Annotated in this window: 12 protein-coding genes and 1 tRNA gene; 12 read left to right on the forward strand and 1 reads right to left on the reverse strand. The window is 49.8% G+C overall.

Translation table 11 applies throughout. The annotated features are described in order from the left end of the window. Positions 1 to 23 precede the first annotated feature (23 nt). Genes TSP01S_RS03390 through TSP01S_RS03425 form a run of 8 tightly spaced genes read left to right on the forward strand, consistent with a single transcriptional unit; the run spans position 24 to position 7,497 of the window. Positions 24 to 734: a glutamate racemase gene (locus tag TSP01S_RS03390; protein WP_231848601.1), complete on the forward strand. Its 711-nt coding sequence runs from the start codon at positions 24 to 26 to the stop codon at positions 732 to 734. Further along, positions 731 to 1,567 (forward strand): RNase adapter RapZ, encoded by an 837-nt coding sequence (gene rapZ, locus TSP01S_RS03395; protein ID WP_041076470.1) that lies wholly within the window; start codon positions 731 to 733, stop codon positions 1,565 to 1,567. Before TSP01S_RS03390 ends, rapZ begins: the two co-directional genes overlap by 4 nt. Continuing rightward, positions 1,564 to 2,517, forward strand: a complete 954-nt coding sequence (locus tag TSP01S_RS03400) for a gluconeogenesis factor YvcK family protein (RefSeq protein ID WP_041076472.1) — start codon at positions 1,564 to 1,566, stop codon at positions 2,515 to 2,517. The genes rapZ and TSP01S_RS03400 overlap by 4 nt, the downstream gene beginning before the upstream one ends. Continuing rightward, on the forward strand, positions 2,518 to 3,447 hold the full coding sequence (whiA, locus tag TSP01S_RS03405; protein ID WP_041076474.1) for a DNA-binding protein WhiA: 930 nt from the start codon (positions 2,518 to 2,520) through the stop codon (positions 3,445 to 3,447). It abuts the gene before it with no gap. Then, the gene (nrdR, locus tag TSP01S_RS03410; RefSeq protein ID WP_041076475.1) at positions 3,444 to 3,911 is read left to right on the forward strand and encodes a transcriptional regulator NrdR; all 468 of its coding nucleotides are present in this window, start codon (positions 3,444 to 3,446) and stop codon (positions 3,909 to 3,911) included. Before whiA ends, nrdR begins: the two co-directional genes overlap by 4 nt. Beyond that, entirely contained in the window at positions 3,908 to 4,381 is a 474-nt protein-coding gene (gene greA / locus TSP01S_RS03415) for a transcription elongation factor GreA (RefSeq protein ID WP_041076477.1), read from the forward strand. The genes nrdR and greA overlap by 4 nt, the downstream gene beginning before the upstream one ends. Before the next feature lie 9 nt (positions 4,382 to 4,390). Beyond that, entirely contained in the window at positions 4,391 to 5,896 is a 1,506-nt protein-coding gene (lysS, locus tag TSP01S_RS03420; protein WP_041076479.1) for a lysine--tRNA ligase, read from the forward strand. Continuing rightward, entirely contained in the window at positions 5,893 to 7,497 is a 1,605-nt protein-coding gene (locus TSP01S_RS03425) for a peptidyl-prolyl cis-trans isomerase (RefSeq protein WP_041076481.1), read from the forward strand. Before lysS ends, TSP01S_RS03425 begins: the two co-directional genes overlap by 4 nt. A gap of 24 nt (positions 7,498 to 7,521) precedes the next feature. Here the strand turns inward: TSP01S_RS03425 and TSP01S_RS03430 are convergent. Continuing rightward, positions 7,522 to 7,597: transfer RNA gene (locus tag TSP01S_RS03430), tRNA-Gln, on the reverse strand. A 63-nt stretch (positions 7,598 to 7,660) separates the two neighbouring features. On the opposite strand from TSP01S_RS03430, the gene TSP01S_RS03435 reads away from it, so the two are divergent. Genes TSP01S_RS03435 through TSP01S_RS03450 form a run of 4 tightly spaced genes read left to right on the forward strand, consistent with a single transcriptional unit; the run spans position 7,661 to position 11,488 of the window. Then, positions 7,661 to 9,334 carry a uridine kinase family protein gene (locus TSP01S_RS03435; protein ID WP_041076483.1) on the forward strand — a complete coding sequence of 558 codons (1,674 nt, stop codon included), beginning with the start codon at positions 7,661 to 7,663 and terminating at the stop codon, positions 9,332 to 9,334. Further along, positions 9,331 to 10,257 carry a DUF4941 domain-containing protein gene (locus tag TSP01S_RS03440; RefSeq protein ID WP_041076485.1) on the forward strand — a complete coding sequence of 309 codons (927 nt, stop codon included), beginning with the start codon at positions 9,331 to 9,333 and terminating at the stop codon, positions 10,255 to 10,257. Before TSP01S_RS03435 ends, TSP01S_RS03440 begins: the two co-directional genes overlap by 4 nt. Next, entirely contained in the window at positions 10,254 to 10,712 is a 459-nt protein-coding gene (locus TSP01S_RS03445; RefSeq protein ID WP_041076487.1) for a GerMN domain-containing protein, read from the forward strand. Before TSP01S_RS03440 ends, TSP01S_RS03445 begins: the two co-directional genes overlap by 4 nt. Beyond that, positions 10,712 to 11,488, forward strand: coding sequence for a tRNA (adenine-N1)-methyltransferase (locus TSP01S_RS03450; protein ID WP_041078393.1), 777 nt, complete (start codon positions 10,712 to 10,714; stop codon positions 11,486 to 11,488). The genes TSP01S_RS03445 and TSP01S_RS03450 overlap by 1 nt, the downstream gene beginning before the upstream one ends. Position 11,489 lies beyond the last annotated feature (1 nt).

Below are 11,489 nucleotides of genomic sequence, written 5' to 3' on the forward strand. Positions count from 1 at the left end.
GGTTGGGTGGCCTCACAGTTCTATTGCGGCTCGCCGAGCACGGAATAGGTTCGGAGTACGTGTATCTCGCCGATACGGGCCGGGCACCCTTCGGTACGAAGAAGATCGAGGAGATCAGGGACATCGCGCTGGACTGTGTCAGTTTTCTGTTCAAGAGGGGTGCGGATGTGGTGATCTCAGCGTGCAACACGGCCCAAGCCGCTTTGATGGTTTCCAACGCTCAACCTCGGGAGAACTTTTTTGGCATCCTCGATTTCGATTTACCGACTGGTTTGAGAAGAGTGGGTGTGCTGGCGACCGTGACGACAGTGAAGAGCGGTATCTACTATAAAAAGTTGAGCGATGCGGGTGTTGAGGTGATCCAGCGTCCGTGTCAGGAACTGGTCACGGCGATCGAATCTTTCGCCCCGGATACCGAGATCGAACGCATCGTGAGCGAGGCCGTGTTTCCTTTTCGCAAGGAAGGAGTTGACGCGATAATTCTTGGTTGCACACATTTCCCGCTGGTCAAGCACGTTTTTGAGAAATTTTGCGATGGAATCTCGGTGCTCGACCCGGCTGAACTTCTGGCTGAAAAGCTCAAAGAGATCTTTCCTGAAAGCACCGATCGCGCAGTGCGCGTCACCTTCTGTGTCACGTCTGACGCGAAAACTTTCTGTGAGAAGCTGAAGCGGTACTTTTCGCATCTTCCTTACACGGTCGAGGAATTTTCATGGGGTGAAGTAAAAGAGTGAAGCGAATAGTCGTAGTATCTGGCCTTTCCGGTGCTGGCAAAAGTACAGCGATAAGAGTCCTCGAAGATCTCGATTTTTTCTGCATAGACAACCTTCCCCCATCGTTGCTGAACGACTTCATAACCGTCGTCATGAATTCGTCTATAGACAAAGTCGCCCTCGTGCTCGATGTGAGGAGCGCCCAGTTCGGAGATCTGACGAGCGCGGTGATGAAGTTGTTGCGAACCTACGAGGGCTCTGTCACGGTGCTTTTTCTGGAAGCTTCGAAGGAGGAACTGATCAGAAGGTTCTCCGTGACTCGCAGAAAGCATCCTTTGGAAGGGAAGATGAGTTTATCCGAAGCCATAGATGCGGAAAGGAAAATGCTCGAAGAGATAAGGAACGTATCGCTGATCATAGACACCACAGACATGGACATACAAACGCTCCGTGAGCGTGTCAGCAGCCTGCTGGCCTTCGAAAGGACATTCCTCATAAGACTGAGGAGCTTCGGTTTCAAGTACGGTTTACCCACCGACACGGATTTTCTGCTCGATACTCGGTTCATGCCCAATCCTTACTATCGAGCGGAACTCGCTCCGCTGGATGGTCGTGATGAGAGGATCAGAGATTTCTTCCAGTCCCAGGAATGCGTATCCGAGTACATAGATCACGCTGTGAACCTGATCCGGATCGCGGCCAGACAGTATGAGAAAGTTGGTAGAGCCAGCATGACTGTGTCTGTAGGTTGCACTGGCGGTAGGCACAGGTCCGTTTACGTTGTCGAACAGATAGCGGAGAAACTTTCAGGCGAGTTCAAGGTTGAGGTTGAACATCGGGATGTGAACAAATGAAAGTGGTGGCCATAGGCGGTGGAACAGGCCTTTCGACCATCTTGAAGGGTTTGAAAAATAAAGGGATCCAACTCACCGCAGTGGTTGCCGTCACGGATGAGGGAGGCAGCTCCGGGAAAATCAGACAAGAGCTCAACGTGCCTCCACCCGGTGATGTGAGGAACAACATCATCGCCTTGGCGAAATCTGAAAGTTTGATGAGCAAACTCTTCTCTTACAGGTTCACCACGAACGGCACCCTTTCGGAGCACAGCGTTGGCAACATAATCCTTGCGGCCCTCACGATGATGACTGGAAGTTTCGCCAAGGCTGTGCGGTACGCTTCCGACATACTCGCTATCGAAGGAAAGGTGCTACCAGTGTGTGAGGAACTCATAAGACTGGTGGCGACATACAGCGATGGTTCCGTTGTTGTCGGAGAAACCGAGATAGCTAAAAAAGTTGACGCGAGGATCGTTTCTGTACACCTTGACAAAAAAGCGCGTGCCCTTGAAGAGGTGATACAGGAAATCTCTGAGGCGAACGCGATCGTGCTCGGTCCAGGTAGCCTCTACACGAGCGTTATCACCAACCTTCTGGTTGAGGGCGTCACCGAGGCTGTACGCAGCAACGAGAGGGCGAAAAAGATCTACATAGCGAACATCATGACGCAACCTGGTGAGACCATCGGTTACAGCCTGGAAGATCATGTGCTGGAGGTGGAACGGTACTTGGGGACCGAGCTGGATCACATCATCGCCAACAGAGCGACACCATCGCAGGATGTGCTGGAATCGTACGCGAAACAGCGTTCAGAACCGGTGTTACCACGCGGCCCTGTGGACAAAAGGTACCATTTCTATGACCTTCTGAAAGTCACTTACGACGCGAACGATCCCAGGCCGAAGGCGCGGCACGACCCGGACAAAACCGCCAGGGTCGTGATAGATTTGCTCAGGGGTGGTCCCTGAATGAAGAATGCGGGTAACTTTTCCGAATTCGTTCGAAACGAACTCTGCTCTCTGAACGTTGAAGATCAGATGTTTGCGATGAGTGAAGCGTACGGCTTTGTCAAGGCGAGGGGTTCTTTGAACATTTCACGTTCCGGAACAGAGCTTCTACTCAGATTTCCGAACATTCAAACTGCGCGCAGGTTCCTGAAGCTGTTGAAGGCTCTTTCAATAGGAGATTACCGAATGGTCGTTCTCTCCAGCAAAGGGTTGTGGCCGGCCAGGGGAGCGGAAATCAGGCTCGAAATGAGCTTCCTGGAAAAAATCGGTGTGAGAGAATCTCTGTGGGAAAACATGGTTGAACGGAACGATCCCGCGATGTTTGGAGCCTTCTTGAGGGGATTTTACCTGGGTTGTGGTTCTATTCTGAATCCCACGCGTACGTATCACTGGGAACTCACCTACCACGATGGGAAATTTCTGGAAGAGATAGCTGACGTTCTGAGCCATACCTTCGGTTTAGAACCAAAGATCAGACGTATCAGACACACCTATCGACTCTTGTTGAGAAGAGCACAGGACGTTGTGGAAGTCCTGCACCTGATCGGCGCCGTGGAGGCTGCCAGCTATATCGAGGAACTCGTTCAGCAACGTTCCATCGCGGCTGATGTTAACAGAAGTATGAATTTCATTTCTGCGAATGCTGATAGAATAGGTGAGAGTACGATAGAACAGTTGAAAGCCATAAGGATCATAGAGGAAACTGTAGGTATAGATTCGCTGGATGAGGAGCTGAAACAGCTCGCAAAGTTGAGGCTGGAAAATGAAGATCTGAGCCTGAGGGAACTCGGCGAGCTCATGACACCGAAGATGAGCAAATCGATGGTTTACTCAAGGATGAAAAAGATCATGAATATAGCTAAAAATCTGGATCGGGAGCGAGTACAATGAAATGTCCGTACTGCGGACATCCCGACAGCAGGGTTCTCGACTCGAGACCTACCCTGGATGGTACGGCAATAAGACGCAGAAGGGAATGTTTGGAATGCGGCGCTCGCTTTACAACGTACGAGCGTTATGAGCTTCTTCCGATCATCGTTGTTAAAAAGGATGGAAGAAGGGAGACCTTTGATAGGAACAAAGTTTTGAACGGGGTTCTGAAAGCGTGCGAGAAGAGGCCCGTACCATACGAAACGCTGGAGAAACTCGTGGAGGAAGTCGAGCTCACGATACAGAAGATGGGTTATACGGAAGTTCCTTCTAAGGTGATCGGTGAGCTGGTCATGCAGAAGCTCAAGAACATAGATCAAGTCGCGTACGTGAGGTTTGCGTCGGTTTACAAAGATTTCAGGGAAATAGACCAATTTCTGGAAATCGTGAAAGAACTGAAAAAGAGCGAGGAGGGAAAAGCATGAAAAAGAACGTGATCAAGCTCACTAAGGAAGGTTACGAAGCGCTCAAGCAGGAGTTGGAGAGTCTGAGACATAAGCTCATGTACGAAATCTCTCAGCGTATAAAGGAAGCGAGAGAGCTCGGTGATCTTGCTGAAAACGCAGAGTACGATGAGGCGAAAAACGAGCAAGGCAGGATCAGTGGCAGAATCGCTGAGCTGGAAGAGATCCTGAACAACGCTGAGATCATAGAATCAACGGAGTCGGATGTTGTCTCCATCGGCTCCTGGGTGGTGATCAAGAACCTCAACACGGGTGAAGAGAGGACGATAAGGCTCGTCAACCCACAGGAATCGGACATCTTTTCGAACAAGGTGAGCGTAGATTCGCCCGTGGGCAGGGTGCTCTTGGGCAAAAGGATCGGCGAGGTAGTTCGTTTGAAAACACCGGCAGGACAGGTGAGATACGAAATAATAGGTATAAGGACGGAATGAGGTGATCGTGTGGCTCACGAGATCCGCAATCAGAAACTGCAGAAAATAAGTGAAGTAAGGAAAATAGGGATCAATCCCTATCCTTACAGGTTCGAAAAAACTCACTCGAGCGGCCAGATACGGGAAAAGTTCGGACATTTGAATCCATCAGAGGTTCTTGAAAACGAAAAAATCGCCACCGCGGGCCGCATAATGACCATCAGACTGCACGGAAAATCCTGTTTCTTCACCATTAAGGATTTCGATGGGAGGATCCAGGCCTACATCAAGCAGGATGCGGTCGGTGAAGCCGCCTACGAATTTTTCAAAAAGTACATCGACGCTGGTGACATCATCGGAATCAAGGGTTTCCCGTTCAAGAGCAGGACCGGTGAGCTGACGATATTCGTCGAGGAGTTTCAACTTTTGAGCAAGGCTGTGAGACCCCTTCCGGAGAAATGGCACGGGCTTAAGGATAAAGAGCTGGCGTACAGGCAGAGGTACGTCGATATGATCGCGAACGACAGCACCATAGAAAGGTTCAAGATCAGATACAGAGCCATAGCCTTCATCAGACAGTTCCTCACGGAGAGAGGATTCGTGGAAGTCGAAACGCCCATCTTGAACTTCATACCCGGCGGTGGAAGTGCGAAACCCTTCGTAACGAGGCTGGAAGCACTCGATTGTGATGTTTATCTCAGAATCGCTCCGGAGCTTCACTTGAAACGTTACATAGTCGGCGGTTTCGAGAAGGTTTTCGAGATAGGAAAGAACTTCAGGAACGAGGGAATATCCTATAAGCACAGTCCAGAGTTCACATCGATCGAGATATATCAGGCCTATGCCGATTACAGCGATATGATGGAACTCACCGAGCAGATGGTTTCGAGTCTTGTCCATCACCTTTTTGGCACCTACAGGATCCGTTACCAGGGTGTTGAACTCGATTTCACACCACCGTGGAGACGCATAAGAATGCACGAGTTCATCAAAGAAAAACTTGGGGTGGACATTCTTGAGGACAGTGATGAGCAGCTGTACTCTTACTTGAAGGAAAGGGGTGTCGAACCAGAGCTCAAGGTCAGGGGCAAGATGATCGAGAAGCTGTGGGACCTCGTCGAAGATCAGATCGTTCAGCCGACCTTCCTGATGGACCACCCGGTCGAGATATCACCACTGGCGAAGAGACACAGGCAAGATCCCAGACTCACTGAGAGGTTTGAGCCCATCGTTTGTGGTATGGAGCTCGGTAACGCTTTCAGCGAATTGAACGATCCTCAAGAGCAACTGGAACGTTTCTTAGCGCAGGCGAAGCTCCTCGAAGCCGGTGATAAGGAAGCACACCGATTGGACTGGGATTTCGTGAGGGCGCTGGAGTACGGCATGCCTCCGACGGGTGGTTTGGGTATAGGCATAGATAGGCTCATCATGCTTCTGACGGATTCACCCTCAATAAGGGACGTTATCGCGTTCCCACTCGTCAGCCAGCGTTTGGATGAAGCCTTGGATGAAGAAGAAGGGAGTGCTGGGTCATGAGGGAATGGTTCAAGAAGTGGCAGAACGTCATTGTCTGGATCATTGCGGCTTCGTTCATCGCGGGAATCGCTTGGTGGTCGGTCGCAGAGTACATATCCGCGAGGTCCAGAAGCAGCGAAGCTGAAGTGGAAGCGGTAGGATACGTGGTCGTCGGTGGGCAGATACCGAAAGATTCCTGGAGCAGGGTTTCAAGGATCGAACTAGAATCGGAGTATTCAAACTTCCTTGCGAACTATGGAGTGGGGAGTTTTGATCCATTGTTCGAAGAGCCCCCACAGAAGGCCAATTTGCTGAAGGAAATGTTGAAGGAACGTGCCATTTTACTGTACGCGAAAGAAAACAAGCTCTTGCCGGCGAAGAAGGAGATCGAGGCCAAGCTCGAAGAATATGTGAACGAAATAAAGAAAAATGAAGCGTTCGCGCAGTACGTCAAACAGCGTTTCGGTTCGGTTGAGACTTACGTGGACAAGATGTTGAAGCCGTCGGTAGAAAAACAGATGATCCTCGACAAGGTGAAGAACAAAGTGGCAGATATCAGCGAAGATGAAATGAAGAAGTACTTCGAGGAACACTTCGAGGATATCAGGAACAGGTACGACTCGGCCAACCTTGACGTGGCATGGTTTGAGAAAGAAGAAGATGCGAAAAAGTTCGTCTCGATGCTGTCGAACTTGACGTTCGACCAGGCTGCGAGTCAGATGAACCTTGAAACGACGCCTTTGAACAACTTTAAGAGGGGTATCTTTGATAAAGAAATCGATGAAAAGCTGTTCTCCGCAACTCCGAACAGCGTCGTCGGTCCCTTCAAGCTGTCCGATCTCTGGCTCGTGGTACGGGTGAAAGATGTTACGACCATTAAAGATTTTGCGAGCTTTGCGCTCAGCGAGTTTTACGAAACAGAGCGATCCACCCTTCAGAACGAAGCGATGGAGAAATGGTACGAAGAATACGTGAAAAACAAGAGCATCGAGCTTCGCATAGTCGACGAGGTTTTGTCCTACTGGGACAGGATCAGCGAAGCTGCCAGTCAATCCGAGCTGGTGGAACTCGAAAAGGAGCTTGCAAAGAAGATCTTTCTCGAAGATGGAAGTGTGTCTCCCGAAGCACCAGATACACTCAAGAGCGCCTACGTTGTGCTCGCTGAGAAGATGGAGGATTTGGGTGACGTGGAAGAAAATCTCAAGGGCAAGAAGCAAGCCCTGGTACGTTACCTTTATGAACAGTACCCATCGTTGCTGCAGGTGGCCAGAAGGATGTACGAGATCGATAGAAAAGATCCCCAGATCAAATACAATTACTTCACGCAGCTCTATTCGGCCATCAAACCTTACATCTCGATCGTGGGTGCTCAGACGTTGCTTCAAAGCATACTCGAAATAGAAGCTGGACTGGCTTCAATAGTTCTGGATACATCCGTGGCGACGGAACTGCGCACCAGCGCCTGTTACAATCTTTACGATTTGTCAAAGGAGCTAAAGGACGCAACGTCTGCCAAGTTCTATCTCGATCAGCTCCAGAGACTCAACCCCAACTACATAGACTTTGAGGCGGCGATGAAAGAGCTCGAAGAAATGTCACAGAGCTCTTCACAGCAAAAATGAAAGTGGGCCTTCGGGCCCACTTTTTGGCTGGGGCGGGAGGATTCGAACCTCCGAATGTCGGATCCAAAGTCCGATGCCTTACCAGCTTGGCGACGCCCCAACGTTCACCGTGATATAATTCTATCACTGATCGCGAAGTCATTCAAGTGTGGGGTGATCCGCCTTGAGGCTTTTCACCCTCAAGATACTGGACACGAACGAGGAGATCCAAATTCCAGCCGGGGAGAAACTCTTGGAACACGCGAAGCGATGTTGGAAATACCACGATACACCTATAGTGGCCGCGAGGCTTGACAACACGATCGTCGAGCTCACGAGGCCTCTGGATAGGGGTGGCACGGTTGAATTCATAGACCTTCGCTGCCTGGATGGTCTGAGGATATACCAGCGCGGGGTGCTCTTCGTGCTGAACATGGCACTGAAGGAACTCTATCCCGGATGTCAGCTGTGGGTGTTGCACTCTCTTGGTAACGCGCTCTACTGTGAACTCAGGTGCGATGGGAAGGTTCAACCACTTTCCGAAGAAGAAATTCAAAGAGTGAAGGCCAGAATGAATCAGATCGTGGCGCACGATCTTCCCTTCGAGAAAAACGAGTATTACAAGGATGAAGCGTTCAAGATCTTCATTCAACAGGGTGACGAAGACAGGATCAGGCTTTTCAGGTTCAGAAAGAAGAAATCGATAAAGTTGTACAGATGCGGTGATCACTACGATTATTATTACGGTTACATGCCACCGAGCACGGGGGTACTGAAATGGTTCGATCTGGTGAAGGAGAACGACGGTTTTCTGCTTATCTTGCCAGATCAAAAAGATCCTTTGAACGTCAACCCACCGAAACCGCTGGTCAAGCTCTCTTCGGTCTTTCACGAGTACGCCAGGTGGCTCGATGTGATAGGCATCAGAACGGTGGCGGATCTGAACGAGATCATTTCCAAGGGTGAACGTGAAGTTGCTGAGCTGATGATCATAAACGAAGCACTGCACGAGAAAGTGATCTCTCAGATCGCCGAACAGTTTGCGAACAGCAAGGCGAGGTTGATACTGATAGCCGGCCCTTCTTCGTCGGGGAAGACCACGTTCGCCAAGAGGCTTCTGGTCCAGTTGCGCGTCCATGGATTCAAACCCCTCGTCGTGTCACTCGATGATTACTTCGTGGACAGAGAGCTGACTCCAAGGGATGAGCAAGGCAATTACGATTTCGAAGCCTTGGAAGCGATAGATTTGAAACTGTTCAACGAACATCTTTCGATGCTCATCGAGGGAAAAGAAGTGGAGCTACCGAAGTTCGATTTCAAACTTGGCAAACGCATCTGGACGGGACAGAAGATAAAGCTGGACAAAAACCAGCCGATAGTGGTCGAAGGAATCCATGGGTTGAACGAGAAACTCACCGAGAGCATCGATAGGTCGATGAAGTTCAAAATTTACGTCAGTGCTCTGACGCAGCTGAATTTGGATCCACACAACAGAATAACCACCACGGACACACGTCTTCTGAGGAGGATCATAAGAGATTACAAGTTCAGAGGTCACAGTGCCTTAGACACGCTCAAGATGTGGCCGAGTGTGAGGAGAGGCGAAGAAAGGTACATCTTTCCTTTCCAGGAAGAAGCCGATGTGATGTTCAACTCCGCCATCGTCTACGAATGGGCTGTTCTCAAAGTCTTCGCCGAACAATTGCTCGTTCAGGTGCCACCGGAGGAGCGAGAATACACCGAAGCGCTGAGACTGATGAAGTTGCTGGATTATTTCTTACCCATCACGAACTTGGAGGACATCCCCAGGACTTCCATACTGAGGGAATTCATCGGAAGGAGTGCGTTCAAGTATTGAAAGCCAGATTCACCGTGATTTTTTCTCTGCTCTTTCTACACGTTTTTGCTGTTCAAGTATTCTTCGGAGATCAGCCGATCCTCAATCTGCCCGAGGGTAAGTTGCTGGAATGGGATAAATTCGTAGGACTCGTGGAACGCTACTTCGAACTCATGGGTTTTGAACCTCCTGTGGTTGGGAACGTTGGGAATTTCAACTACATCGTCTGGAACGGGCACACGGTCGGTTTTGACTCGTTTTCGAAGTTCATCAGTTTGGATGGGGTGAGTAAACGCAGCGAAGGCGTCGATCTGATCGAGACATTGAAGATCTTCGGATTACCGTTCGTGATGGGAGAGGAAAAATTGATTTTACCAAACATGTGGATTTACGAAATTCAAAAGGTTCAGGATGTCATCGAAGTTCACTACGGGGGAGAAGAAAGGTTGAAGGTATCGCAGGACGTGGAAAGCATACTTTTCAACAGTGATGGGTACGTTTTCTACAATAACAGGTTGTACCCACCGGGTCAGACGGTGGCCAGATTTGCACGCGATCAAGGTGAGTCGATCAAGCAACAGATCAGCTTCAAAGGGCTCATTCGTCTCGTTATCGGAAAGGAATTTTCCGTTTCCAGAGTGCGCATCTTAGAGCTGAGTGACAAGTCGACAACCATCAACGCTGACGAACTCGTACTTTTCTATGCTCGGGGGGACAACAGGGTCATAATTCGACCGTACGTACCGGAGTATGACGGCGTCGACTGGCCCACTTACGCTGAGGTTAGAAAATTGGCAGGAATGCTCTGCGAGAGATTTTCTCTGAAACTCGAAATCTGTCCCCTGATCGTCTTACCACCTCAGACTATGACGATGTTGGTTCTTCTGGAAGACGAAACGAAGCTTCCCGACTTGGAGAAGTTCCTGGAGGAACTTTTGCGATGAGGAAAATAGCGATCCTCATCCTGTTGGGATTGTCAGTTACGTTACTGGCGAGACAGCTGGTGCTGTTCTATCTCAACGATGAACTCAAACCTGTTCGCGTCGAAGAGAATGTTGATGAAAACTCAGATCTGGTGAAATCCATCTTCGACAGGCTGGCCAGTCCGCCGAGAGGCCTGAAGAGTTTTGTCCCGAACGATGCCCTCAGGGCTTATTTCTTCGTGGAGCAGCGTTTGATCGTGGATCTGAAGAGTTCTGCTGTCAGTATCTTCGATTTCACACAGGAACGGTACTTCGTGCATCAGGTTCTGAGAACCATTTTTGAGAACTTTCCAGGTATAGAAGCTGTCTATTTCTTGCTGGACGGTTCCAGGCGCGATGTGCTCAGCAGGATGGTAGATATCAGGTTCGGTTTTGCGAGACATTTCTGGACTCGCTGGCCTGTGGAAGGTGAATGATCGTGAACTCTGTTCGACTCGGTGACAGAGTCTTGGCGGTGTTCGAAGATGGACGTTCTTTTCTTTTCACGGTTCAGGAAGGGAAACTTCAGACACATCATGGCGTGATAGACTTACCTTCGCTCGTGGGGAAAAGTTATGGAAGTGTTTGTGAAACCCATACAGGAAAACGTTTCTACGTCATGAAGCCACGTTTCGTCGATGAAATCTACAAGATGAAACGACAGACGCAGATAGTTTATCCAAAGGATATGGGCTTCGTCCTGCTCATGCTCGATGTTCAGGAAGGAAAAACCGTCATCGATGCCGGTGTGGGTAGCGGGGCCATGTGTGCCGCACTGGCTCGAGCGGTGGGCACCACTGGAAAAGTGTATGCTTATGAAAGGAGAGAAGAGTTCAAAAGGCTCGCGGAAGAGAATCTGAAGAAGTGGGGATTGATGGACAGGGTGGAGATCAAGTTGAAGGATATCTCTGAAGGTTTTGACGAAACGGTCGATGCGATCTTCTTGGACGTTCCAGATCCGTGGAACTACGTTCGTCAATGTTACGAAGCTTTGAATGGTTCTGGGAACTTCGCGATCGTGTGCCCAACAACTAACCAGGTTCAGCGGGTGCTCGAAGAGCTTTCGAAGTTTCCCTTCCTGAACGTTGAGGTCTGGGAGAGTCTTTTCAGACAGTACAAGCCTGTTGCGGAGAGACTCAGGCCTTTCGACAGGATGGTCGCGCACACGGCTTACATGGTGTTTGCCAGGAAAGCGATGGATTGGAGGGATTAAC

The organism is Thermotoga caldifontis AZM44c09 (assembly GCF_000828655.1).
Taxonomy (GTDB): Bacteria; Thermotogota; Thermotogae; order Thermotogales; family DSM-5069; genus Pseudothermotoga_A; species Pseudothermotoga_A caldifontis.

Coding starts and splice junctions, on each gene's coding strand:
- whiA (WP_041076474.1), top strand. CDS start 2,518: ATGAAGAATGCGGGTAACTTTTCCGAATTCGTTCGAAACGAACTCTGC.
- nrdR (WP_041076475.1), top strand. CDS start 3,444: ATGAAATGTCCGTACTGCGGACATCCCGACAGCAGGGTTCTCGACTCG.
- TSP01S_RS03400 (WP_041076472.1), top strand. CDS start 1,564: ATGAAAGTGGTGGCCATAGGCGGTGGAACAGGCCTTTCGACCATCTTG.
- TSP01S_RS03445 (WP_041076487.1), top strand. CDS start 10,254: ATGAGGAAAATAGCGATCCTCATCCTGTTGGGATTGTCAGTTACGTTA.
- greA (WP_041076477.1), top strand. CDS start 3,908: ATGAAAAAGAACGTGATCAAGCTCACTAAGGAAGGTTACGAAGCGCTC.
- TSP01S_RS03425 (WP_041076481.1), top strand. CDS start 5,893: ATGAGGGAATGGTTCAAGAAGTGGCAGAACGTCATTGTCTGGATCATT.